This is a genomic window from Runella rosea, from assembly GCF_003325355.1.
Taxonomy (GTDB): domain Bacteria; phylum Bacteroidota; class Bacteroidia; order Cytophagales; family Spirosomataceae; genus Runella; species Runella rosea.
Genome location: NZ_CP030850.1, coordinates 684,400 through 710,195, shown reverse-complemented (window position 1 = coordinate 710,195; position 25,796 = coordinate 684,400). Strand labels below are relative to the sequence as shown.

Genomic DNA, 25,796 nt, shown 5'->3' with positions numbered 1-25,796 from the left:
AACCAATGCGGGCTTGAACTATTGTAGGTGTGGATAAAAAAATCAGGCAATTTCTGCCATTTCTGGTTTTAGCGGTTTGCGTCCTTTGCCAGTCAAACGGTCTTTGAGACGGTCAACTATTAAATACGTGGCCGGAACCACAAAAAGCGTGAGAATCAAAGAACTGGTCAGTCCACCGATAATTACCCATGCCATTCCATTCTTAGTTTCGGCACCCGCCCCGCTGGCCAACGCAATGGGCAACATCCCGAACACCATCGCGAGTGTCGTCATCAAAATGGGGCGCATCCGTTCTTTTCCAGCTTCAATGAGCGCATGAATCACGTCGTGGCCTTGCTCTTTCAATTGGTTGGTAAAGTCAACGATTAAAATTGCGTTTTTAGCCACCAAACCCAGCAACATAATCATCCCGACAATGGAGAAAACGGTCATGCTTTCCATGGTCAAGGCCAAAGCCAAGATGGCTCCAATCAAGGCAACGGGAATGGAAAATAAAACCACAAAGGGGTAAATAACGCTTTCGTACAAGCCCACCATGATGAAATACACCAACAGAATGGCAATCCCCAACGCCAATCCCAAACTGCCAAAGGCGTCGGATTGTTGTTGTAATTGACCTAGATACTGGACCGTTACGCCTTCGGGGAGTTTTACCTGCGCCATTTTTTTCTGAATATCAGCCCCCACCGTACCCACTGGACGGCCGATTACCTGCGAATTGACGGTGATGGACGACAAGCGGTCGATACGTTCAAGCACGCTTTCCCCTACCTTTTCTTCCACTTTAGCAAACTGCGACAGTTCAAACGATTTGCCTTGGTTATTCACAAAAAGCAATTTGCTGACATCTTCTAAATTGCTGCGGTCGAATTGGTCCAGACTGATAAGAATGTCGTATTCGTTACCGTTTTGTTTGAATTTAGAACGATCGTTTCCCCGGAAGGCATTTTGTAAAGCAATACCCACGTCGGAAGCACTGATGCCCAGTTGCGCCATTTTTTCGCGGTTAAGATTTACCGTAATTTCGGGTTTGGGGTCTTTCACCGAATATTTTACGTCCTGCGTGCCAGGCACCGATTGTACCACTTTCAATACTTCAGCGGCTGATTTCCGAATCACTTCTAGGCTCGTTCCTTTTACGGCAATCTGAATTGGAGCCTGCGCCGACCCCACGATGCTGGTCGCGTTCACGGTCACTTTTACGCCCGGGAGTTGACCCACTTCTTTTTTTAGCATCTGCCCAAAATCATCCGTCGAGAACTTCCTTTCTTTTTTATCAATGAGCTTCACGTTGATATCGGCAATGTTGCTATTGGAGGCCGTACTGATACCGCTGCTGGTATAGCCAATGTTCGAAAATACGTTTGTCACCTCTGGGTGTTGCATGATGATTTGCTCGGCACGTTGGGCCATGGCGTTGGTCTGGTAAATAGAAGCCGTCGGTGCCAATTCCAACTGAATGCTCATTTCACCCTGATCGCTTTTGGGCATAAAAGCCGCCCCAATAAAGCCCGCCGGAACCAGCGAAACCGAACCCACAAACAACACGATAACCGCTAAATACATCCAGCGCTTGTGGCCCAATACCCACTTCAAATAATGCGTGTAAGTAGCAATGATGCGGTCGAGCAAGCGCTCAAAACCTATGTTGAGCTTGCCCCACAAACTCTTGGGATTCAGGGTTTCCATTTTTCCGAAACGCGAAACCAACAATGGAGTCAGCGTAAAAGACACCACCAAACTCATCAAAGTAGAGAAAACTACCACGAGCGAAAACTCCCTTAAAATATTGCCAATCAGGCCTCCCGTCAATGCCAAGGGAATAAATACCACCACGTCCACCAAGGTAATGGCGAGGGCCGTAAAGCCGATTTCACTCCGTCCGTCAAGGGCGGCGGTGCGTTTATCTTTGCCCATTTCAAGGTGTCGATTTATATTTTCCAAAACCACAATGGAGTCATCCACCAGAATCCCGACCACGAGCGAAAGCGCCATGAGCGTCATCAAATTGAGTGAGAAGCCCGCCACGTACATCAGCAAAAACGTGGGCAAAATAGACGACGGCAACGCTACCAGTACAAAAAGCGAAGAGCGAAAACTGTGCAAAAACAGCAGCATAACGACCGATACAATCAAAATCGCCAAAAACAAATCATCGACTACGGCGTGGGCCGAGGCCAATGTGTACACCGATTGGTCGGAAGCAATGGTAAATTTAAGGTTATTTTTACCGTGTTGTTTTTCCAACACCGTAATTTTTGCCCGCACCAACTCACTCACCGACACGGCGTTGGCATCCGATTGTTTTAAAATCTGAATCCCAATCGACGGCTTGGCGTTGATGTGGTTGATGGCACTGGGCTTGGCGGTTGCATCGACCACTTCAGCTACATTTTTGAGTAACACCTGACTTCCATCGGCCCGGCGCGCCACCACCAATTCTCTCATGCGGCTGGTAGTTTCGACAGAGGCGTCAAAACGAATAGAATACTGCGAATTCCGCGTTTCGAGTTGGCCCGCTGGATAACTCGTATTGGCACTGTTGATGGCCTGCGAAACCTGCACGATGGAGACGCCGTACGCCTTGAGTTTTTCACTGTCAACGTTGACCTGAATCTGGCGTTCATTGCCACCAATCAGGTTTACTTGTCCTACTCCAGGAACGTTGGAAAGCTGCGGTTTCAGCTCGTCATCAATCAAATCAAACAACTCGGTAGGCGACAAATCGGCGGTAACGCCCATCCGTAAAACGGGTAATTCGTCGGTCGAGAATTTATTGACAATCGGTCGGTCGGCTTCATCGGGCAATAAGTTAATAATCTGCTCCACTTTCCGCTGCGCGTCTTGTTGGGCAAGGGTCGTATTAATGCCGTTTTTCAATTGAATGGTGACAATCGACACGCCTTGTTGCGAAATCGAGGTCATCCTATCCAAGCCTTCGAGCGACGACAGCGCGTCTTCGATGCGTTTGGTAACGTTGGTTTCCACCTCATCAGCCGACGCCCCAATGTAGGTCGTGGCCACGCTGATGACATTGGCTTCAAATTTCGGTAATAAGTTATAAGACAATTGCTTATACCCCAAAACACCGAATAAAATCAGAACGATGAACACCGTTGTAACCAGTAGTGGTCGCTTAACGGCAATCTCGGTTATTGACATGGTTGTAGTATTTTAATGAGGGTGTGTTATTTCGTAATCTGTACCAGCTTGCCTTCACTCAGGTTGAGTTGGCCCGTTACGACCACCGTGTCGCCCGCCGAAAGGCCGCTGAGTACTTCAATTTTATCACCCAATTCACGGCCAATTTTAACGATACGCTGTTGCGCTACGTTGTTCGATACCACGTATACGTAAGGGTTTTTGAGGCTTTCCACCAAAGCCAAACGCGGAATTTGCAAGGCTTTTTGATTTGATTTTTGCGAAAAATCTACGTTTACAAACGTTCCTGCTTTCAAACCAAGGGAATTACTGACCGTCACTTCGACGGGATAATTATGCTCACTGTTTCCCTGCGGAGAAATGTAGGAAATGGTCCCCGACAGAATCCGGTTAGGAAAAATATCGCTGCTCACCCGCACCGACTGCCCAACGCGAAGTTGATACACGTCACTTTCGTTGACCAGCACTTCCGCTTTCAGCCTAGAGACGTCCAAAACGGTTCCGAGAACGGCTCCAGCATTGATAAACTCACCCACTTCGATGTCTTTTTTAACGATGCGGCCGCTGATGGGTGCTTTTACGGTGGCGTCAAGCAACTGTTTTTTGATTTGCTCTGCCTGATTTATGGCATTTTCGTAATTGTACTTCACCTCATTTACTTGCAGTTCGGTGGTGGCGTTGCCCGCCAACAGCGTATTATAACGGTCAACATCCCTCTTTAACTTGCTGATGGTAAGCTGAGTAGCTTCTAGTGACAATTCCTTCAATTTGTTGTCTACCTGAACCAACACCGCTCCTTGGCTCACCTGTGTGCCCAAGTTAAAGTTGACGTTGGTTACCCGACCTGCGGTGGTGGCCGAAATAGCGGCTTCTTTGAAAGGAATTAAATTTCCCGTTTTTATCAGTTGTTGACTTACATCGCCTTCTTCTACGCGACTGACCGTAACGGGAATAGCGATGTTGACGTTGGTGGCAGGTAATTGATTTTGGGTGTCAATCTTCTTTTTATTGGAAGAAAGGCGAAAGGCAATCAGGCCCATAACGGCCAATACAGCCCCGATGACGATGAATGTGGTCTTTTTCATGGTTCGGCTGAAATTTCTAAAGTTGGTTGTAAAAAGTGAGTAACGAGCCCTGCGATTGTTCCAAATCAAGTCGGGCTTGGTAAAAATTGATGAGTGAATTGATGTAATTCGACTGTGCCTGTCGGTACGAATTATCGGCATTGATCAAATCCGTCAGCGATTTGGTGCCCTGCTTGTATTGCAGCGTGGTGATGTTGTACACCTCCTGCGCTAGTTTTACGTTGCGGTCGTCGTTTTGAATATTGGTTTTCGATTTTTGAATCTGCGTTTGGGCATTACTGAATTGCAACTGATACGCAGCAGTATTTAACCGAAGTTGCTCCTCTTGCGTCATGACCGTCAAGCGATTCTGCTGAATCTGGGCGTCACGCTGAAATCCGTCAAAAATGGGAATGTTCAACCGCAACCCTATGCTACCGAAGCCCGTAAAATTGCGGAAGCCATCGGCCAATTGATTACCCAATGCAAGCGTTCCGTAACTCGCCGAAAAATTGAGCGTGGGTTGATAGCCCGCTTTGGTCCGCAACAACTGCAAGCGCTGCAAGTCCAGATTTGCGGTTGCTTTCTGGTACGAAATCAAACTCTGCGCACTAAAATTGGCTTCCTCCACCGTGGGTACTTTCTTTATTAAAAGAGAATCTGAAAGTGTAAGTTCTGCTTCCTGCGGCAGTCCCATCTGGTATTTTAGGCGGTTGAGCGCCAGTGCCAAGTTGTTTTCACTGAGCGAAAGTTGAGAGCGAGTGTTATTAAAACTTACCTCCGTATTGGTATAGTCAATCGGCTGAATCACGCCGTTGTCGCGCTGTAATTTCAAGATATTAAGTACTTGTTGCGTGCGTTCGAGATTATCTTTAAGCAACGCAATCTGCTGTTGCACAATGAATACCTGATAATAATTACTCGCAATATTGTAAATAATCTCCTCACGGGTTTGCCGCACACTGAGGTCCGCCAATTTTTGATTGGCTTCGTTGGCTTTGATGCCAATGAGCAGCGATTTGTCATAAATCGTTTGGGTCAGTTGCGCCGATAAGTTGGTTTGGTACTTAGAGCCCAACGAAATACGTCGCGGCTCGGGGCCCGCAAAACCCGCTGGCAACAGCGTGGTTTGCAGTTTAAGGTTGTCCGTAAAGTTTCCCGTTCCTGACACTTGGGGCAAATACTGTCCCAGTGCTTGCCGCGCCTGCTGGTTGGCGGTTTCGACTTGGTACTGCGCCACGCGCATCGTACCAAAATGCTGCAATCCGTAGTCGATGCACTCTTTCAGCGACCGACTTTGCTGCGCTGAAGCGGTTAACCCTGCACCGAAGGTGATGATTAAAAAGGCTGCTAAACGTTTCATTTTTGTAAAAAATAAAGAAAATTATGGATTGTTGATATATCAATAGTAGACATATCAACTAATTAAATAAAAAAAACTAATTGTCAATGGCGGCAGAAATTTTTCTCAAAATTGTGAGTAACGTTGACACTTCTTCAGGGGTGAGTTGGTTGGTTACCTCTTGGTTGAGGGTAGCTGCCATCTCGCTGATTTTATCAATGGTAAATTTTCCTGCGGGCGTTAATTGAATTAAATTCTTACGTCGGTCGGTATCATCGCTCACGATTCTGACGTAGCCATCGCGCTCTAAAGTGCGAATAGAGCGCTGGATGCCCGATTTGTCGCGCTGGAGAAAGTTGGCAATCTCTTGCTGCGATAGCAACCCTTCGGTTGAATGATTGACCAAAAACAAAATGGGGAATTGTTCGATTTGAAGCGTAAACCCAGATTTTGAAAGCTCTCGGTTTACCTTTCGAGCAAACAAATGCGACACATGGTTGATATTAAAGGTCAAATATTGCCCCAGCTGTCCCCATATTTTTTCCTTTATACTTTGCTGTTCATTCGTTATCATGGCGCAAAAATAAATATTGTTGATATGTCAACCTAATTTATTTTCAAAAAGTTTCAAAGTAATAGGATGAATCATTATTTATCAATCACAATTCCTTCAAAATCAACCAGCTTATTCAGTTTAAACTCCAAATAACCGTTTTTCCAAGTGTACGCTATCGGCTGTTTACTGACCATCGAGAATATTTTTGAAGGTTTGAAGGCTGTTTGAATTTTGAAGGAAAGATTGGACACAGGCAAAGGCTCAAAATACGTATTGCCGCTGAAGCCCGTAATGTTGACCAAATGCAATATCAGGCCATCCGCCGATTTTTTGTCTTTATTTTCGGGAACGTTTTTGACGTATTCTTTCAAAATCACCTCCACACGCTCGTGGGCGTTGGTTTGAAGCAGTTGGGTCGCTTCGGGATAAACGGCATCAATGGCATCCAGGACAACATTCTTGTGTTCTTCGTACCCGTGCAAGTAATACAAACGCCCCACATTAACGGGCAAAATCACCGCTTTGCTGCGCGAATGTTGCTTCAAACCCATGGCAAAATAGCCCGTTGGCTCGTGCCCGCCGATGATTTCGGGCGGTCCGGGACGGCCTTTGCTCAAGATGGGCAAGAATTGTTTGTCAGTTCCTGAAAGGTCATACAAGCCTAAATTAAACTTCCAGAAAAGCATTTTTTGCTTCACAAAGCGCTTAAACATCGCATTATTGTCGGGTTTCAGGTAAAAACCGCTGCCTTCATGGTCTTTGTTGATGATTTTTGCCCCAAACAATTGCTGCAAAGCGTCGGGGTTATCAAACATTGTCTGGTTGGTTGCTATCAGATTTACGCCCTGCTGAGAGGCCTCTTTCAATACCTGTATTGAGGCATTGCTCAAATAGGTAATGTCGGGTAAAATTACGAGGCGGTAGTTTTTCATCTTATCGGCCAAGTGCTCAATTTGGGCGTCTTCCACAATATCAAACGGAATATGTGCTTCTTTGAGCATCAGTTGAATGCCGCGATACTCCTGCATCGGCGCGCCGCTCGGCCACGCACCCGGTGCCACCACCGCGATTTTGGCCACCGATGTGTATTTCCCAAAATAAGGCTCATACTTTTTATGATGGGCGTAGACTTTTTTGATCACGTCATAATTCCGCTCGTCTTCGTAGCCGCGCATATCCCCCATCATGCTGATGTCTAGCCCCGAGCCGTTGGCGATATTTTCGTACAATCGAATGGAAACCTCCTCAGACTCCACGGCATTGTAGCGCGACTGAAACGAAATCTGCTGAATACTGCTATTACTAATGATGTGGTCAGGAAAGGAATTGACGGCGTTCCCCACGTTGTCGGAGGCCGAATACGGCCAATACGGCAGGCTGTTGGTCTGTGATTCGTGGCGGATAATGTCCACGTACTTGTCCATGTAGGTACAAATCGCGATTTGATTGCTTTTTGATTTGACCAATTCGTGCAGTCGCTTCGACCAATCTTCGACCGTAAACTTTTTAAAAGCCAAATATTTTTGAAAAACGGGGTCGGCTTTGTTCTCTTCTGTGGGTAGGGTCAGGCCGTTGCTGTACTCCGCAAAACGCTTTTTGTCGTATTCATTTTGGTCGATGCCGTGGTATTTTCCCTCATAAGGGTTATTGACCTGATACCCAGGCATGTTGAGAAAAATACCGTCAATACCGTAATTATCAATCACTTCCTCAATGATTTTAAACGCTCGGTCTTGTACATACGGCGCATTGATTGACACCACGTACATATCCGTATTGATAATGCGCTCGCCTTTGGGCGAGGTATAACACCAATCGGGATGCGCCTTGAAGATGCTTTCGTGTACCCGGCTGAAATCAAACCGCACAATGACTTTTATCCCCCGCTGATGACACCGCTGAATAACGTCGCCCAACATATTTCCCTTCATGTAAGGGTTGGTGTAGTGAAAATCCAGTTTAGTGGGATAAAATGCCATGATTCCGCCCGCGTTGATGAGTAGCGTATTGGCCGAACAAGCCTCCAAATCTTTGAGTAACGAATCAGGATTCAGCGTTGCGGCTTCGTATGCGGGCAAATTGGTCTGAATGACCCGCAGGTTATTTTTTTTCCACCACGGCATATCGACGGGCCATTGCGCGGTAGAAATCGTATTTTTTTGGGCAAGGGATGGCAAAAAAAGATGCAGAAAATAAAGCGCGAAGCACAGCTTTTTCATTGAGGTCTGGATGGGTTCGTTCGGGGTGTATAACTAATGAAAGGAACGAAAAAAGAAAATTTACCCTCTCATCCACTCGCGAGGCCGCAACTTCAGTACTTGTCTTCTGCGCCGCCTCCCGCAAAATCTCCACCGCCAAATTCAACACCTTTTTCGACCGATTGACTATTTTGGGTCATTTGAGAAATCACGACCATTTCAATCGCAAAACGCTCGTCATTGTCTTTTTCTGGAGCATAGATAAAACCGAATTTAGGCGTTTTGAGTGAACGAATGAGGACAAACGCGCTAATTGCCGCCACAACACCGACCAAAATCAACACCCATTCAATGGGCAGCATGGCATGATAATAACGGACTGTCAGAATCGTAGCCACGATGCCCAATAGACCCAACAAAAGCAAAGTACGGTTGCGCCAGCGAAAACCGCCGTACAGATAAAGTACAGGAATTAAAAGGGTAAATCCCCAAAACAACCCCGCAAAGGCAACCTCAGGAGAGGGCGAGCCGAGTCCGTTCAGTTCGGCATTTAGCTCACGAACCACAAAATAATTGCCCGCCGCATAAAAAAGCACCAAAGCGGCAGTGTTGACCCAATAAATGGCTAATTTCCAATAAAAAGCACTTGATTTTTGGCTCAGATTTCGAGTAACGACAAAAAACACCACCGCGTAAATCATCAACGCAAAAGGCAGGAGTGCCTTGCCAATGGGGGTTTTCATTAATATGGAAGCCAGAATAAACAAGCCCGACAGAAAAGCCCCCAACGCCACCAACGGCTCCCCAAAACTATAAACCACCACCACCAAAACGGGTAAACAAAACAACACGCCTACCCAAAATTCATTGATTTTCAGCGCATCATACAGTTCAAAAATGAGCGGCATCGTGGCACCAATGATGCCGTAAATGAGCGCGTTGTCTACCCCCGCAAAATGCAGTTGTTTCTGTTTGATGAGTCGGAGCAACAAAAAAGTTACGCCCAAGCCGTACAACAATGCCGTGAACGCAAATCCTCCCCCCTCACCCAAAATCATAAACACAAATCCTCCTCCAAACATGAAACAAACATTTCCAAACAGAAACAGGCCGATTTTGATAAATATGTTGGGATTATAAGGTACTTGAGCGTGCGATTGAACGGCTTCCGCCAGTTGTTCCGTCGACAGCAAGCGCTCAGAATGCCATTTTTGGGCCATCTTTTGGGCGTATTCGTTCAGAAGAAGCGTCTCGTTGTAAGCTTTCATGTTGAATAAGAAAAATAGAATACTGTTTTTTATGATAAATATTAGGTCTTTTGACTTACTCCTGACTTCTCACCGCAGCGGCGGCCGCTCCTCATCCCTTCCTTTCAACAATTTTTTAAAATTCAGGAAAAACCAAATCACTCCTCCCGTACTTGCCGCTACGTAAAACATCCCAAAAAACGCCCACAACGCCTCGTTCATCACTTCAAAAAGTAGGTACGTAAATGCGATGTACCCGTAAACCACCGCCATCAATAAGAAAAGAAACGACTGCGAGCGTCGGGCATGATTTACAAATAGCCAACATCCTGCGGTAATCGGCAACGCAAACCCAAAGGCCCAACTTTCCTGACGGAACAAGCCAGCCAATGAACCAATAAAAAAGACGTTTCCACCGAGCAACAAATACGTAAACGAGAAGTGTTTTTTGAAGTCCATTCTCTCCGAAGCCACTCCCACCCCAATGTATAAAACGCCCAAAAGCACGCCCGTCACGATGAGTCTCATATCGTTAAAATCGTTGTTGCTCAGCACTTCCATTGGTGCAACGGTAATGCCCACCCAAGAGGCAAAGGCCGTCAGACCCATCGAAAGAACACCGCGGTGGTCGAAACGGTACGCACAAAACAGAAAAAGGACAGCGGGCAAAACCGTCGCCAAACCGTAGCGTGTGCCGAAAACATTGTAGCGCCATTGTACATATCCTTCCAACATCAGAAACAAAGTACAGGCAATGAGCAACGCAAAATCGCTGAACTTGGCTTCGTTTTCGATGAGTCCCCGCGAAAATGGAACGCTCGTGCGGTAGACGTAGAAGAAACTTCCCGCAGTCAGCACCGCCAAAAGGGCAATGAGTGCGGAATGGCCGATGGTGTCAATGTTATTATAAATGAGCACACCAACACCCGACGTAAACAGTAGAATGCCCGCGTAGAGCAGGCTGCGCAACAAGATATACAACGAAACGGGGCGAGTGCGCTCGTGCGTTTCCAATTGCACACGTTGCTCGTCGGTCAGGAGGTGGCGTTGTTGCCACTCATCCAAAAGAAATGATAAAGGGTTCATATAAACAAAGGTGCTCATTTAGCATGAAATCAAAAAATGCACTTATTTACCGTACCTATTTTGCACGGCACTTATTCGCTAAAAGACTATCTATCAATGATATACCTCTTATTTCACATTAATTTAGTCTAACAATTCATTTTTTTTCAAGGTTTAATGCCTCAAAAAACATTTCATCCCCTAATTTTGTGCAATTTTTGCAGCAACCCTGTTGCAAAAGTTAAAAGTTAGACGCGCCCCATTTGTCAGAAATATCCCTTTTAGGGTATCTGAAAAGGTCAAAGCGAGCGACGAATAACAGATAACTGATAACTTTTCCTCAAAAAAATGCCAAAAAATCCAAACATCAACTCTGTCCTCATTATTGGTTCCGGTCCCATTATCATCGGTCAAGCATGTGAATTTGATTACTCCGGCTCGCAAGCCGCCCGGTCATTGAGAGAAGAAGGAATTGAGGTCATTCTGATAAATTCCAATCCGGCGACCATCATGACCGACCCCATCAACGCCGATCATGTGTACCTCAAGCCATTAGAGAAAAAGTACATTGTTGAAATCTTAGAAAAACATAAAGTCGACGCCGTTTTGCCAACCATGGGTGGTCAGACGGCGTTAAATTTAGCCATTGATTGCGACAAGGCAGGTATTTGGAAAAAATACGGCGTGCAAATCATCGGGGTGGACATCAAAGCCATCGAAACCACCGAAGATCGCGAAAAATTCCGTCTCAAAATGATTGAATTGGGCGCGGGAGTGTGTAAAGGTCGCACCGCTAAATCATTTTTGGAAGGAAAAGAAATTGCCCAAGAAATCGGCTTCCCGCTCGTTATTCGTCCTTCATACACGCTCGGCGGAACGGGTGGCGGTTTTGTGAATACGGCCGAAGAATTTGACAAAGCACTCCAACACGGCCTCATTGCCTCACCTGTACATGAAGTATTGGTTGAGCAAAGCGTAATGGGCTGGAAAGAATACGAACTCGAATTGCTCCGCGACGGCAACGGCAACCTCATCATCGTCTGTTCCATTGAGAACTTCGACCCGATGGGTATCCACACCGGCGACAGCATCACCGTGGCCCCCGCCATGACCCTGCCCGATACGCTCTACCAAAAAATGCGCGACCTTGCCATTTTGACCATGAACGGTATCGGTAAATTTGCGGGTGGTTGCAACATTCAGTTTTCGGTCAACCCCGAAACCGACGACATCATTGTCATCGAAATCAACCCGCGCGTATCTCGCTCTTCGGCGCTTGCCTCTAAAGCCACGGGTTATCCGATTGCGAAGATTTCCGCGAAAATGGCCATTGGCTACAATCTTGATGAACTCATCAACCCCATTACGGGTAGCACATCGGCGTTTTTTGAACCAACCATCGACTACGTTATCGTAAAAGTTCCCCGCTGGAATTTTGATAAATTCCCCGGCGCTGACCGTTCGTTGGGCCTCCAAATGAAGTCAGTGGGTGAAGCGATGGGCATCGGGCGCAACTTCCAAGAGGCGTTGCAGAAAGCCTGTCAGTCGCTCGAAATACGCCGCAACGGTCTCGGCGCCGACGGCAAAGAATTGACCGACGTGGCCGCCATCAAGCAAAGTTTGGCGCATCCGAGCTGGAACCGCATGTTCCACATCTACGACGCGTTCAAAATCGGTTTGTCGTTCAAAACCATCCAGAACCTTACCAAAATCGACGCGTGGTTCCTGCACCAAATTGAAGAATTGGTGGAACTGGAAAAAGAAATCCAAAAATTTGATTTGGAAGACCTGCCCGCGCACCTCCTGCTGTTAGCCAAGCAAAAAGGCTACGCCGACCGTCAGATTGCGCACCTGTTGGGCGTCAAAGAAAGTAAGGTTTACAAACGTCGTCAAGAACTCAATATCAAGCGCGTGTACAAATGTGTAGATACTTGCGCGGCTGAGTTTGAAGCCAAAACGCCTTATTACTACTCAACATTCTGTATATCAGCCGATAATCCAGACAACGAATCTATCCCATCGGACCGCAAAAAAGTGGTCGTGTTGGGTTCTGGGCCTAACCGTATCGGACAAGGAATCGAGTTTGATTACTCATGCGTACACGGGGTGTTGGCGGCCAAAGAGGCTGGTTACGAAACCATTATGATCAATTGTAACCCCGAAACGGTGTCGACCGACCCCGATATTTCGGATAAATTATACTTTGAACCCGTTTTCTGGGAACACGTTCACGCCATTATCCAGCACGAAAAGCCCGAAGGCGTGATTGTGCAATTGGGTGGACAAACGGCCCTAAAAATCGCTGAAAAACTCCATCAGTACGGCATCAAAATCATCGGTAGCAGCTTTGATACGCTCGATTTGGCCGAAGATCGCGGTCGTTTCTCGGCCCTGTTGCGCGACTTAGACATTCCCTATCCGCAGTTTGACACCGTACGCACGGCCGATGCTGCCGCCGAAATCGGCAAGAAATTAGGCTTCCCGCTGTTGGTTCGTCCGAGCTACGTATTGGGTGGACAGAGCATGAAGATTGTCATCAACGAGCAGGAATTAGAGCAACACGTGGTGAAAATCCTGAACGATATTCCTGACAACAATATCCTCCTCGACCACTACCTCGAAAACGCCATCGAAGCCGAATCTGACGCGATTTGCGACGGAGAGGATGCGTACATCATCGGGGTAATGGAGCACATCGAGCCCGCTGGTATCCACTCAGGCGACTCACACGCTACCCTCCCACCGTTTGATTTGACGCCCGACGAAATCCGTCAAATTGAAGAAATTACGGTAAAAGTAGCCAAAGCGATGAAGGTGAAAGGGTTGATTAACATGCAGTTTGCGGTCAAAAATGGCGTAGTTTATGTGATTGAAGCCAACCCACGCGCCTCCCGCACGGTGCCGTTTATCTGCAAAGCCTACCAAGAACCGTACGTAAACTACGCGACGAAGTTCATGCTCGGCGACAAGAAAGTGAAAGACATCGACTTCAAACCCGTCAAGAAAGGTTGGGCCATCAAGATTCCAGTGTTCTCGTTCAACAAATTCCCGAACGTAAACAAAGAATTAGGGCCAGAGATGAAGTCTACAGGAGAAGGCATTTATTTCATAGATAGCCTAGAAGACGATTTCTTCCAAAAAATATACGGCGAGCGGAATCTGTATTTGAGCCGCTAAACGGCCTCGCACCGTTTGATAACTATTTCCCTCATTTGCTCTGTTTCGTATGGAGTAAATGAGGGATTTTTTTTAGTATTGCAGAACGATTTTTTTACTAAAAAAATACTTGTACAAGAATTAATCAATACATTATCATAATAATTAGCTGAAAAATACGACCATCAAATGACCTATTGTAAAATCACATTTAACGCAGTTTTTCTTTTTTGTATTTTATACTTATGTAGTTGTGCAGGATTTAAATACTCAAATGAGTCTTATGATAATAGTAATAAAAAAAATATAGGTATTTTAAAACCAATATCCCTAATTAGTACAATTGGAGAAAAAAATAATATGATTTATGATTCTACTTTATCATCACAAACCACTGATCAATTATTCAGTAATACCGCTGAAATGACTGGTACTGACAAAGTACCTACACACATTGAAATTGATGTTAATACACAAAAAATTATCTATCAGGAAATATTTTCCTTAGGAGAAAAACTCAATCATGCCAAAAGCAAAAAACAAAAGCAGGTAGTAGCAGGCAATTACGTCATCTCCGAAACGATTTATAAAGTCTTTACTGAACACAATATTGATCAATTAATTATCTCATACCATAAGGGATTTACGAGAACTAAATCCAATTATCGTAGTCAAAGTTGGAAAGGATTAGGAGTAGGACTGCTCACCTTAGGGGCTTACATACCAACTCCTATCAAAGCTAATTCGTTGATTTACACATGGGTACTTGATAAAAACCAAAAGTCTGTTGTTTTCAGCAATATGAGTCTAAAAGAAATTGAGCCTACCAATTCAACTGCTTTTACCAAACAAATCTGTGAATTATATCTTAACTTTTACACCACACAAACCCCACAAGGGATTTGTTATCATCGATGATTAATCTACCCTTACTAACCCCTTGGTCTGTGTCTCCACCTAAAGTATATACACATTTTTTTAGCCGAATTTGATACTATTCAGCACTAAATAATAAGTATTTACTACTCCATATCTGCCTATTTTGGGCGATTATGACGCAGGTTGCCAAATAAAATTGGGTGAAAATTGTCAAACCTTATTTGTGTATATACTTTAGGTGTCTCCACAGACCTTATTTTTTACCACCAAAAACTAACCCGTGGTCGGTGTCTCAACCCCTTGGTCTGTGTCTCCATAGAACTTATTTTTTACCATCAAAAACTAATTTTGAAACACAGCGATGGAATTGTTAGCGCCATTTTGATAAGAATTTAAGAAGTCGAATTTATATAACTTTACAAAATGAAATTAATTTCCATAAAACTAGAGCAAGAGCCCCCAAAATTATAGAGAAAATCAAAAGGCCCTCGAGCCAAAAAAGAGCTTCTTGGTTCATCTATTCATTGTATTTGAGTTTAGAAATACGTCCGAGTCGACCGATTAAATTGAATATTAGATTTTGAACATAATGCTCCCCTCCATGCTCAGCAAAGTTGAACTCACTCGTTTTGGACGCAATTGTGGTTAATCGTCACTAAGAAGGCTTTATAAAACTTCAAAAGTATTCGCCTCTTACTAAAATGGGCTAAATCACTCGTCAGGATTACATAAAATAGAGGACTTAAGACGCTTTAAGGCTGTTTAGTAGTTTGAAAGACACTGACCACGATGATGGGTACTGTCCAAAGTGATAGATTGTATTACACAAAAAATCTAGCAAACGTTCTTTGTTTTTCACTAAATTACCCGCCAATTTCAACCCCGTTTTCAGTCCATGAATCCATCTAACGGTACTTTTTTGCTTCGGTTGGCAGTCGCTATTATTTTAGTTATGCACAGTATTCCAGGAATGTTTAACAACGGAGTCAATGACTTTGGCAATTTGTACCTTAATCAGATTGGGTTTGCCCCGCTGGGTGTTCCGATTGCGTGGTCCATCAAAGGGTCGCATGTCGTGTTTGCGTTTTGTTTTCTCTTCCAAAAATACACCAAGTGGGCCGCGTGGATTACCATTTTTATTCTGGTGATGGGTATTGTATTTGTACATTTCAAAGAAGGCTGGTTTGTCGTAGGCGGTGGCCGCAACGGTGTAGAATTTAATTTTCTGCTGATTGTTGTGCTGCTCACAATTATATTTCCCAACGGATTACTCAAAAATAACCGCTAACGGTATTATCGCTGCCAATCTCCTTATCTTTGGCGCAAGGGTAACGAAAACCCCAAAAGCGCCAATCATAAACCCTTTATTATCAACCAGTTTCTCATGAAAATCATCATTCCTTGTCTCTTCCTTTGCGTCATTTTGATGTCGTGCGTAGCCGAAACCACTGATAACTCCAAGAAATCTTCCTCTCCGCCCCTCATTGGCACGTGGAAGCTGCTGACGGGCACCCTCATTGAAAAAGGCGATACGGCCGTTACGGATTATACCCAAAATACCTCGTTTATTAAAATCATTAACGATAGCCATTTCGCATTTTTACACCATGATTTGAATCAAGGAAAAGACTCGATGGCCGTTTTTTCGGCGGGCGGGGGCAGTTATACCCTCGTCGACAGTACATATACCGAGCAGTTGGACTATTGCAGCGCCAGGGATTGGGAGCGGAACGCATTTACGTTTGCCATCAGCATAAAAAATGATACCCTCGTCCAGTACGGCGTGGAGAAAGTGGCTGGCGCGGGTGTTGACCGAATCAATATCGAAAAATATGTTAGGGTCAAGAAGTAACAAGCCTGATTACGCCCACCCAACAAATTTCTCTAGGTCGACGGATGATTTTAGCCCTACCATAGACCGATGGATTAAAGCGCTGGAAGGCTACACCTTTAGCCAATTATGCAACAAACCTTCGCCAACCCATTGGTCGCTTGGGCAGCTATATGGGCACCTTATCGAGGATACCCGTTTTTATATTGAACAAATAAAAATTTGTGTATCCACCAATAAAAACACCCTGCAAGAAGCTGTACCTGAAGCAATAACCATGTTTATACAAAACGCTTTTCCTGATGTACAAATTGAAGGAGCCCCTTCAAACGCCTCCATCCCACAACCTGATTCGAAGGAAAAACTCCTGAGTGACCTCTTGAGTTTGAAAGAAGAACTCTATGCAGTTGGAAGATTGATTTCAGAAAGTACATACAATGGCAAAACAAAACACCCAGGATTAGGCTATTTCAGCGCAAAAGAATGGTTTCAATTTGCGGAAATGCATTTTCGTCATCACGAGAGACAGAAGCAAAGGATTGATGAATTTCTTGAAAAAGACAACCACCAATGAGTCTAAAAGTACGTCTCTTTCTTGGGGTTTTTCTGTTTGCTTCCCAAGTGGCCTTCCCACAACTCACCACCAATTCAAGCATCAGCCTCATCACCGTAGGGTCAGGCCAAGAAGTCTTTACCGCCTTTGGTCATAGCGCATTACGGATTTCTGACCCTGACTTGGGCATCGACAACATCTATAATTACGGTACATTTAGTTTTAACAAAGGTTTTTATCTGAGATTCACCAAAGGGGAATTGAATTTTTGGCTTTCCACTGCTCCCTTCTATCGAGCGTTTTATTCATGGACCGTTTATGAAAACCGTACTGTTACACAACAAGTACTAAACCTCAATCATAACCAAAAGAATGCTCTATTTGGTTATTTAGAGAACAATGCCCTGCCTCAAAACAGCGTGTACCGATATGATTATTTTTACGACAATTGCTCTAACCGTATTGACGCCGCTTTAAAAAAAGTGTTGGGAGAAAACATAAAATTCTCTCCCGAGAGCATCGCCCAAAAACACAATACCACTGGTACGTCGATTCGACAATTAACGCACGGTTATTTGTTGCAAAACCCTTGGGGAGAATTAGGAATTGAGACATGTCTGGGTATCGACATGGATAAAAAAATAACGGCAGATCAATTTAAGTTTTTACCCGATTATTTGATGTGGAACTACGATGAAGCCAAAATACGGTCAAACGGAACATGGGAGCCTTTGGTAAAAGAAAAAGTCGTTTTATTTCAGGCACTCAATAATGCATCTCCCCCAAATCATCAATTTAGCCCAAAAGCCATTTTCGGTTTCGTTCTGGTCTTATCATGCCTTTTGAGCCTTCCTGCTCTTCACAAAACTTTATTTGCGCGACTGTTTGATTTTACTTTATTTTTGACTTCTGGTGCGGTGGGCTTGCTCCTCCTTTTTTTATGGTTTTTTACCACCCATCATTCACAGATTAATCTGAATATTCTTTGGGCAAACCCATTCAATCTCGTAGTATCCTTTCTACTTTTTTCAAAAAAACGTAGCCCCATATTTCTGAAAATGAGCCTCGTAAATGGTTTGTTATTGGCACTAGTCCTTGTTTTTTGGACTATTTTACCCCAACGCCTCAACAATGCCTACCTTCTCATCTGCTTTACATTACTCATAAGGTGTTTTGCGAATTATTGGTTTTCAAAAGCCTCGTCCAATAAAATTAAAACAGCCCAAAGTATCAAAGGTCTATGATTTAGCAAAATTGAAAAAATCAACAAATGATACGATTTCAACTTGCGTTAAAATCACCCTTTGGATGACCCCTTGAATAACAACGAAAAAGGCCAGAAAATAACCATTTTAATCGCTCTGGACCAGTTAGGCTCACTGTTCCGCAGCTCTTTACCGCCATAACAAAGAAGAAGAATACCGACCAAAATCCATACTGCTGTCATGTTCTTTACTATTTAAGTTTCTCCAATACTTCAAGATAAAGTACCTGATTTTTAATTGAATACCCAAAACTAACTCCTTTTTTTACACCTCCTCATCCTCCTTCATTTTTGATTTTAACAAAAAAAATGAAAAAATATTTGCGCAACCGATTAGTTGCACTTATATTTGCAACCGATTAGTTGCACAATAATTTAGAGACGTAATGAGAAGAGACGTATTTCAGGCCATTGCCGACCCCACCCGGAGGGCCATCATTGCCCTCATTGCCTTACAGGCCATGACCCCCAATGCCCTTGCGGAGCATTTTGACACGAGCCGACAGGCGGTTTCTAAGCACATTAAAATCCTGACCGAGTGCGAATTGGTCCGACAGGAACAGTCGGGACGGGAAATTTATTATCACTTCAATCCTACTAAAATGAAAGAAATAGACCAGTGGCTCGAAAAATTCAGAGCCCTTTGGGAAGACCGCTTTAGCCAGCTTGACAACGTATTATTGAACCTAAAAAACAAATAAAACCATGAAAAATGCCTTATTAATGGACTTTACCGTCGACAAAGCGACTAATTCAATCACGGTAAAAAGAGAATTTTCCGCCCAACTTCCGTTGGTGTGGGATGCCTTCACCCAAAGTGAAATCCTTGACCAGTGGTGGGCACCCAAACCTTGGAAAGCCCGCACCAAAACGATGGATTTCCGAGAAGGTGGGCATTGGCTTTATGCGATGATCGGGCCTGAGGGCGAGGAGCATTGGGGATTTACTAGCTACCGAACCATCCAACCCAAAGAAAGTTTTAGCGGAACAGACGGTTTTTCGGATGCTGAGGGAAACGTTAATACCGAACTACCGCAATCAAAATGGACAAATATTTTTCAAGATAACGGCGATGCTACTCTCGTAACGATTCTAATCACCTACAATGACTTAGCTCAACTCGAAGCAACCATCCAAATGGGCTTCAAAGAAGGGTTGACGATGGCCATGGAAGGATTAGATGAAGTTTTGGCCACTCTTTCTTAACCTCTTTGGGGAGTGTCTTAACGGACCTCCCCACTTATTCAACCTCAAAAATGAAAAAAATAAATATTGCTTATTGGGTGATTACTGCGATTTTCGGGGCATTTATGTTGTTTTCCGCCATTCCTGACATTCTCCTTGTACCCGAAGCCGTCACGATGGTAACGGGTTTGGGCTACCCCAAATACATCATACCTTTTTTAGGGGTCGCCAAAGCATTGGGAGTGGTGGCCATCCTTATCCCCAACTTTAATCGTATCAAAGAATGGGCGTATGCAGGATTGTTTTTTGATTTGATTGGGGCGGCCTATTCAATCATCTCCAAAGAAGGATTCCAGCCACAAATTACCTTTATGGTCTTGCCCATTGCCTTTCTATTTCTTTCCCATTACCTTTGGCACCAAACAAAAAAAACCGTCTGAAGATAAATTATCCGTTTTCGTGCCCGTTTATTTTATCGAAAGTAGTATGGTTTTTTGGTAAAATTCCAACGGTCAATGATACACAAAAAAACAAAGGATGGGAAATACACGCTCCGCACGGCTACTCCCGCCGATGCCGAGCAAATGGAAGAAGTACAACGGATTTGTTTCCCCACCCTTGCTTCGCATGAGCTGTTGACAAAGGCACATTTTGCCAATCACATCCGCATTTTTCCCGAGGGGCAACTCGTCATTACCGACCACGACAAAGTCATTGCGTCGTCAAGTACCCTGAGAATTTCGTTCCCAAAACTCGACCACACTTTTATGGAAGTCACTGATAATCTATGGATTACCAACTCCCATATCCCCAACGGAGAATGGCTGTACCAGTTTGACATTGGGGTGTTGCCCGCGTATCGGGGACAGAAACTTTCTACAGAATTATACAACACGCAGCAAGAATTGGTTAAATCGTTGGATATGAAGGGGCAAATCCTCGTGGGCATGACGATTGGGTATGCCCGTTATAAAGACCAGTTTTCCATTGAAACCTATTGCGAAAAACTAAAAAACAATGAACTCACCGACCCCACCATCACGCCTCAGCGCAAAGCGGGGTTTGAGTGGGTACAGCCTATTTATCATTACCTTGACGACCCCACGGCGGGAAATTGTAGTGTGTTGATGGTTTGGCCGCTCGAAGGAGTTTCGTTTCAGGAATACATTCAATGAAGTTGAGATTCTGATAAATAACCCAAAAAAGCCATGAAACAAAAAATCATTGAAGCCTACGAATCATTGGCCGAGCGCTACAACGCGCTCATTGACCATAAACCCCACAACGCTTACTACGACCGCCCCAACACGCTTTCGCTGATTCCAGAAATGAAGGGCCAACACATTCTTGATGCCGCTTGTGGCCCAGGAAAATACGCCGAAATATTTCTCGACAATGGCGCAATTGTCACTGGATTTGACATTAGTCCGCGCATGGTAGAACTGGCCATTGAGCGCAACAAAGGCAACGGCACTTTTTTTGTCCATGACCTATCTACCCCGCTGCCTCAACTCCAAGATGCTTCTTTCGACTTGATTATCTGCGCGTTGGCCTTGCACTACGTAGAAGACTGGGGCCCGACCCTAAAAGAATTTTATCGGATTCTGAAACCCGGCGGATACCTCGTTATTTCTATTGAACATCCGTTTTTTGAGTTTACCTATTTTCAATCTACGCGTTATTTTGAAACCGAGCCAGTCATGTGTACGTGGAAAGGTTTTGGAAAACCCGTCGATATTCACAGTTTTCGGCGGCCGTTGGAAGCCTGTATTATGCCGCTGCTCATCAACGGGTTCCAGCTAGATACCCTGCTCGAACCCAAACCCGTGGAAAAATTCAAAGAACTTGACCCCAAACATTACCGTGAATTGAACGAATTTCCTGCGTTTATGTGCTTACGAGCAAAAAAGCCTACTTTTACCCTTTAACACCTTCTCCCTATGGCCATGCACGACATTAAAATCAGCAACATTGATGCGTTTATTTCAGGCTTCCCGCCCGAGACGCAGGAAATATTAGAGCAGCTCAGAGCCACGATAAAAGACGCCGCCCCCGACGCCGAAGAAAAAATCAGTTACGGAATTCCGACCTTTACCCTCAAAGGGAATTTGGTTCATTTTGCGGCCTACAAGCACCACATCGGGTTTTATCCGGGGGCATCGGGCATTGAGGCCTTCAAAAATGAGCTGGCCCCGTATAAATTATCCAAAGGAACCGTTCAATTTCCGCTAGGCCAACCGCTCCCCCTTGACCTCATCACCCAAATGGTGCAGTTTAGGGTAAAAGAAAATTTGAAAAAAGCAGAGAGTAAAGGGGGGTAAAAAAAGTCTGTAGTGTGAGGGCGTCCAAAGCATTACCCTTTGTATGTATGCTATTTAGCTTAATAAGCAACTTTATTTTTATTAACTATGCCCAAACCAATCACTCCCCAAAAAACAGATGATGAAAAGGTAAGCGAATACATGCAGCTGCTGGAGCATCCGCTCAAGGCCGAAATTAACGCCCTCAGAGCTATCATCATGGCCGCGCATCCTGCCCTCAGGGAGCGCATCAAATGGAATGCGCCGAGTTATTATGCGGGAGTTGACTTGGTCACTTTCAATCTACGGATGACCTCAAAGGTTCATTTGGTATTTCACCACGCGGCCATTGTCAATATTTCTTCGGCCCTATTGGAAGGTGATTACAAAGACCGCCGAATGATGTATTTTGAAAACATGACCGAGGTCGAAACCCACCGGGCCGAACTCCAACGCATCCTAGTTGAGCTGGTGACAGCCGCCGCGGCCTAACTTGCCCACAGTTCTAACCCCCTAAAACAACAAAAGCCCCGAAAATTTCGGGGCTTTTGAGCTAAAAAATGTTTTGTTTACTTCTGAGCGGGAGCAGGTTGCTGCTGTGCAGGCGCAGGAGTGGTAGTGGGGGCAGGGGCAGGCGCGGCAGGTACCGAGCGCTGATTGGCCTTTTCTACGTTTACGCTGTTAATGCCGGCATCGGCTTGGGGAGTACCGATAAACAAATTAGATACAAGACAAAGTAAGGCCAACGCACCTACCAAGCCCCAAGTAATTTGCTCCAACAAGTCGGTGGTACGTTTTACGCCAAACATTTGCGTAGCGCCCATTCCGCCCAATTCGCCCGTCAATCCGCCACCTTTTGAGTTTTGTACCAAAACAATCAAAATCAATAATACAGCGATGATAGCGATTATTACAATAAATACGGTGAACATTGTAGTTTACAGTTTAGAGTCTACAGTTTCAGTTTTCGGTTCAAAGTTTCAGTTTTCTAGGAAGCAGTTTGCGTTTAAAGGCCGATTCTCTGTTTTCAACAAATTTTCTTCTCTCTTAACGTTTCCCCCTTACCTCTCATCTTTACACTTTTCGCTTTACACTTTTAACGTTTTACTCAGTTGTTAAATCCTTAATTTTTTCGGCAAAGTACGCTTTTTTTTCCGGTTTTTTCAACATTAGTTGTTCGTAGATTTCAATCGCCCGTTCAATTTTCCCTTGTCTAGCCATAATTTTGGCCATTCCTTCGCTGACGGCCCCGCTTGAAAAGTTCATATTGCGTTTTTTGGCCAGGTCTTCCTGCTCTTGGTTGGACAAATCTTTGAAGTTAGCGCGGATGGGGCCCATGCGGGCTTCATTCTCAATAAAACTGTCAATAATCTGAATCTGACGCTGACGCTCCAACTCACGTTGGTCCGGTTGGCTTTCTTCTATCACTGAACTCTCAATCTGTTCCAATTCGGTTTGTAGTGCGTTTTCGCGCAAGGTAGTATCGTCTATGGGTGGTAATTCGGGAAGACTTGGTTTTGGCTGCGGGGTTTCTGGCGCATCAAAAAAAGAAATTTTTGGCAATTCAGGCAATTTCCATTCCTGCTTGGAATACGAAGTGGCGGCAGGTTTCTGATAATCACCTGGCCAAATCAATACATTTTCAAACTGACGGCTGCGCAAATTGGGCGACCATTCAAATTCATTCTGGATTAATTTTCGTAACGTATTGCGACTGAGGGAATACGCCGCCGCTTTTTGAATGCTCGCCTCGGCTTGCTCAGGATGATGAACGGCCATTGCTTTGGCAATTAATATATGCAACGACTGGCAGTAAGGATAAGTGCCGGCGGCTTCCTGGAGTTGCGAAATATCGCTTTCGGAAGTATCGTCGGGGTGAGCCGTCCAGTACGAAAAGGACTCTTTAACGTAACGATTATTCATACAATGGGGTCAGTAATTCAATCCGTCGTCGGCCCTCTGTGTCGGAAGGAAAACGAACAACTTTTATTTTTTTAGGTAACGAAGATACTACGATTCACAGACAACAGGAACGATTTCTACAAAAACTTACCAGTCGCCCGCCGACTTGTTGAAGATGTCCTGAACGAGTTGATCCAAAATGAGGGGTACGAGCCTACTTTCTACTTGGTTAAGTGTCTGATTCTGGGGAAAGTCTTTAAAAAAGCTAAAGCTTTGGTCAAAGTTTTTCTCTTCGTCTTTATTATTGGTAAACTTTACCTGTATCGTTATAGATAACCGGTTTAGAGCAGCCTGGTCGTTGGCTGTTGGCGCGGCGGGAATCACCTCATAGCCCGTAATCGTGCCTTCAAGCTGCATGTCACCGTTGGAAGGCAACAGCGCCAAACTGGTATTTCGCTGGTAATATTCCTTCATTTTTTCGTTGAACTGCAACGCCATGTTGGAAGGCCCACCCGCGGTAGCCATCGTGAAGTTGACCACCGTCACGCTCTTAATATCGGGCGACAGCGACGTGCCACTGAAAGAGTAAATCCCGCAGGAATTCAGTAAGAATTGAGAAACAAGGAGCGCAAGTAGCATAAAATAACTTCTAAAAACGCTCTGATTCTCCGTTCTCACTCCACACTTCTCGCTTCCCGCTCCTTTCCTATTCTTCTTCAATATCATATTGCTTAATTTTTCGATACAGCGTTCTTTCCGAAATCCCGAGCGCCTGTGCTGCATATTTCCTTTTGCCATTACTTCGCTGTAAGGCTTTGATAATCATCTCTTTTTCTTTCTGCTCCAACGACAACGACTCGTCTTCGGCGGTTTCGTGGGCAATGTCTTCCACGTCGTCGTACGGCGAAATCTGAATAATGTTTGGGGTAGCACTCTGCGTTGGTTGGCTGCTGACCGTTGGCTGGTGCTGACTATGGCTGGGCAACAGTTTGGTATCTGAATGTGGCTTTGTGAATGCACTTTCTGCTTCAATGCCGTTAAACAGCCCATCGTGTTCCCGCAAAATATCACTGCCGTAGGCTTCATTATTCAAGACCTTCAACACCAACTTTTTCAGGTCATTGACATCGCGGCGCATATCAAACAGGATTTTGTATAACAACTCCCGTTCGTTGAAAGATTCGGGGCCGTTGGCTCCCCCTGCCGCACCGCCCAGCAACGTCATCGAACGCGTGGAAGATGCGTAATTGGGCAAGTATTTTACCAAAACCGTTGGCGCAATTGGCACTTTATTTTCCGCTTCCAGAATTTGAATCTGTTCGGCAATATTTTTCAGCTGACGAATGTTGCCTGGGAAATTATAGCTTATCAACATATCTCGCGCTTCGGGCGTAAGGGTGATGGGTGTAATGCGATAGCGCTCGGCAAAATCGGTGGTAAATTTCCGAAAAAGCATGTCAATATCACTCCCCCGTTCGCGCAGCGGCGGCACTGCAATCGGTACTGTATTGAGGCGATAATACAAATCTTCCCGAAACTTGCCGCGCTGTACGGCGTCGATGAGGTTCACGTTGGTGGCCGCCACAACCCGCACATCTGTTTTCTGCACCTTGGAGGAGCCTACACGAATAAACTCTTTGTTTTCCAACACCCGCAAAAGCCGGGCCTGGGTTCCGATGGGCATCTCGGCGATTTCGTCCAAGAAAATAGTTCCACCGTTGGTTATTTCGAAGTAGCCTTTTCGGTCTTCAATGGCTCCCGTAAAAGAACCCTTTACGTGCCCAAACAACTCAGAATCAATGGTCCCTTCGGGAATAGCGCCGCAGTTGATGGCAATAAAAGGGCCGTGTTTGCGTGAACTTAGGTTATGAATAATCTTTGAGAACGATTCTTTACCACTACCGCTTTCGCCCGTAATGAGCACGGTCAAATCAGTGGCCGCTACCTGTAAGGCTATGTTGAGGGCATAGTTGAGGGCAGGAGCATTTCCGATTATCCCAAAGCGGTTTTTGATGGATTGTATTTCCGGATTTGAAAGCATTTATAACATCTACAATGTACAGTTGCCGATTTTTGATGGCTAAAAACCAAC

24 protein-coding genes are annotated in these 25,796 nt (G+C 44.9%); 13 read left to right on the top strand and 11 right to left on the bottom strand.

The window, feature by feature from the left end; genetic code table 11:
* Positions 1 to 42: 42 nt before the first annotated feature.
* The 7 genes from DR864_RS03065 to DR864_RS03035 form a co-directional block, all read right to left on the bottom strand.
* Complete coding sequence (locus tag DR864_RS03065) at positions 43 to 3,162, bottom strand: efflux RND transporter permease subunit (protein ID WP_114065572.1); 3,120 nt, start codon at positions 3,160 to 3,162, stop codon at positions 43 to 45.
* A gap of 26 nt (positions 3,163 to 3,188) precedes the next feature.
* Positions 3,189 to 4,247 (bottom strand): efflux RND transporter periplasmic adaptor subunit, encoded by a 1,059-nt coding sequence (locus DR864_RS03060; RefSeq protein ID WP_114065571.1) that lies wholly within the window; start codon positions 4,245 to 4,247, stop codon positions 3,189 to 3,191.
* 16 nt (positions 4,248 to 4,263) lie between these two features.
* Entirely contained in the window at positions 4,264 to 5,589 is a 1,326-nt protein-coding gene (locus DR864_RS03055; protein WP_114065570.1) for a TolC family protein, read from the bottom strand.
* A 76-nt stretch (positions 5,590 to 5,665) separates the two neighbouring features.
* Positions 5,666 to 6,142, bottom strand: a complete 477-nt coding sequence (locus DR864_RS03050) for a MarR family winged helix-turn-helix transcriptional regulator (RefSeq protein ID WP_114065569.1) — start codon at positions 6,140 to 6,142, stop codon at positions 5,666 to 5,668.
* 74 nt (positions 6,143 to 6,216) lie between these two features.
* Positions 6,217 to 8,343 carry an alpha-amylase family protein gene (locus tag DR864_RS03045; protein ID WP_114065568.1) on the bottom strand — a complete coding sequence of 709 codons (2,127 nt, stop codon included), beginning with the start codon at positions 8,341 to 8,343 and terminating at the stop codon, positions 6,217 to 6,219.
* 92 nt (positions 8,344 to 8,435) lie between these two features.
* A complete protein-coding gene (locus tag DR864_RS03040; RefSeq protein ID WP_114065567.1) occupies positions 8,436 to 9,590 on the bottom strand; it encodes a hypothetical protein in 1,155 nt (384 codons plus the stop codon).
* Positions 9,591 to 9,659: 69 nt separating this feature from the next.
* On the bottom strand, positions 9,660 to 10,655 hold the full coding sequence (locus DR864_RS03035) for a DUF2157 domain-containing protein (protein WP_162793527.1): 996 nt from the start codon (positions 10,653 to 10,655) through the stop codon (positions 9,660 to 9,662).
* A gap of 327 nt (positions 10,656 to 10,982) precedes the next feature.
* On the opposite strand from DR864_RS03035, the gene carB reads away from it, so the two are divergent.
* The 13 genes from carB to DR864_RS02970 all read left to right on the top strand — a co-directional run bounded on the left by carB (position 10,983) and on the right by DR864_RS02970 (position 22,294).
* Positions 10,983 to 13,811, top strand: a complete 2,829-nt coding sequence (gene carB, locus DR864_RS03030; protein WP_114065565.1) for a carbamoyl-phosphate synthase large subunit — start codon at positions 10,983 to 10,985, stop codon at positions 13,809 to 13,811.
* 168 nt (positions 13,812 to 13,979) lie between these two features.
* Positions 13,980 to 14,708 carry a hypothetical protein gene (locus tag DR864_RS03025; RefSeq protein ID WP_162793526.1) on the top strand — a complete coding sequence of 243 codons (729 nt, stop codon included), beginning with the start codon at positions 13,980 to 13,982 and terminating at the stop codon, positions 14,706 to 14,708.
* Positions 14,709 to 15,564: 856 nt separating this feature from the next.
* Entirely contained in the window at positions 15,565 to 15,957 is a 393-nt protein-coding gene (locus DR864_RS03020; RefSeq protein ID WP_114065563.1) for a DoxX family protein, read from the top strand.
* 96 nt (positions 15,958 to 16,053) lie between these two features.
* Complete coding sequence (locus tag DR864_RS03015; RefSeq protein ID WP_114065562.1) at positions 16,054 to 16,521, top strand: hypothetical protein; 468 nt, start codon at positions 16,054 to 16,056, stop codon at positions 16,519 to 16,521.
* Positions 16,502 to 17,074: a DinB family protein gene (locus DR864_RS03010; protein WP_114065561.1), complete on the top strand. Its 573-nt coding sequence runs from the start codon at positions 16,502 to 16,504 to the stop codon at positions 17,072 to 17,074. The genes DR864_RS03015 and DR864_RS03010 overlap by 20 nt, the downstream gene beginning before the upstream one ends.
* Positions 17,071 to 18,297 (top strand): lipoprotein N-acyltransferase Lnb domain-containing protein, encoded by a 1,227-nt coding sequence (locus DR864_RS03005; protein ID WP_114065560.1) that lies wholly within the window; start codon positions 17,071 to 17,073, stop codon positions 18,295 to 18,297. Before DR864_RS03010 ends, DR864_RS03005 begins: the two co-directional genes overlap by 4 nt.
* Before the next feature lie 406 nt (positions 18,298 to 18,703).
* On the top strand, positions 18,704 to 19,018 hold the full coding sequence (locus DR864_RS03000; RefSeq protein ID WP_114065559.1) for an ArsR/SmtB family transcription factor: 315 nt from the start codon (positions 18,704 to 18,706) through the stop codon (positions 19,016 to 19,018).
* A 4-nt stretch (positions 19,019 to 19,022) separates the two neighbouring features.
* The gene (locus DR864_RS02995) at positions 19,023 to 19,523 is read left to right on the top strand and encodes an SRPBCC family protein (protein WP_114065558.1); all 501 of its coding nucleotides are present in this window, start codon (positions 19,023 to 19,025) and stop codon (positions 19,521 to 19,523) included.
* A 50-nt stretch (positions 19,524 to 19,573) separates the two neighbouring features.
* The gene (locus DR864_RS02990; protein ID WP_114065557.1) at positions 19,574 to 19,942 is read left to right on the top strand and encodes a DoxX family protein; all 369 of its coding nucleotides are present in this window, start codon (positions 19,574 to 19,576) and stop codon (positions 19,940 to 19,942) included.
* A gap of 75 nt (positions 19,943 to 20,017) precedes the next feature.
* Entirely contained in the window at positions 20,018 to 20,677 is a 660-nt protein-coding gene (locus DR864_RS02985; protein WP_114065556.1) for a GNAT family N-acetyltransferase, read from the top strand.
* Positions 20,678 to 20,710: 33 nt separating this feature from the next.
* Positions 20,711 to 21,430, top strand: a complete 720-nt coding sequence (locus DR864_RS02980) for a class I SAM-dependent methyltransferase (RefSeq protein WP_114065555.1) — start codon at positions 20,711 to 20,713, stop codon at positions 21,428 to 21,430.
* A gap of 18 nt (positions 21,431 to 21,448) precedes the next feature.
* Positions 21,449 to 21,823, top strand: coding sequence for an iron chaperone (locus tag DR864_RS02975; RefSeq protein ID WP_310587559.1), 375 nt, complete (start codon positions 21,449 to 21,451; stop codon positions 21,821 to 21,823).
* Positions 21,824 to 21,910: 87 nt separating this feature from the next.
* On the top strand, positions 21,911 to 22,294 hold the full coding sequence (locus DR864_RS02970) for a DUF1801 domain-containing protein (protein WP_114065553.1): 384 nt from the start codon (positions 21,911 to 21,913) through the stop codon (positions 22,292 to 22,294).
* A gap of 77 nt (positions 22,295 to 22,371) precedes the next feature.
* On the opposite strand, the gene secG is transcribed toward DR864_RS02970, so the two are convergent.
* The 4 genes from secG to DR864_RS02950 form a co-directional block, all read right to left on the bottom strand.
* A complete protein-coding gene (secG, locus tag DR864_RS02965) occupies positions 22,372 to 22,734 on the bottom strand; it encodes a preprotein translocase subunit SecG (protein ID WP_114065552.1) in 363 nt (120 codons plus the stop codon).
* Positions 22,735 to 22,906: 172 nt separating this feature from the next.
* Positions 22,907 to 23,725: a DUF8458 domain-containing protein gene (locus tag DR864_RS02960; protein ID WP_114065551.1), complete on the bottom strand. Its 819-nt coding sequence runs from the start codon at positions 23,723 to 23,725 to the stop codon at positions 22,907 to 22,909.
* Between the two features lie 126 nt (positions 23,726 to 23,851).
* Positions 23,852 to 24,343 (bottom strand): LPS assembly lipoprotein LptE, encoded by a 492-nt coding sequence (gene lptE, locus DR864_RS02955; protein ID WP_114065550.1) that lies wholly within the window; start codon positions 24,341 to 24,343, stop codon positions 23,852 to 23,854.
* A gap of 67 nt (positions 24,344 to 24,410) precedes the next feature.
* Positions 24,411 to 25,745 carry a sigma-54 interaction domain-containing protein gene (locus DR864_RS02950; protein WP_114065549.1) on the bottom strand — a complete coding sequence of 445 codons (1,335 nt, stop codon included), beginning with the start codon at positions 25,743 to 25,745 and terminating at the stop codon, positions 24,411 to 24,413.
* Between the last annotated feature and the right edge of the window lie 51 nt (positions 25,746 to 25,796).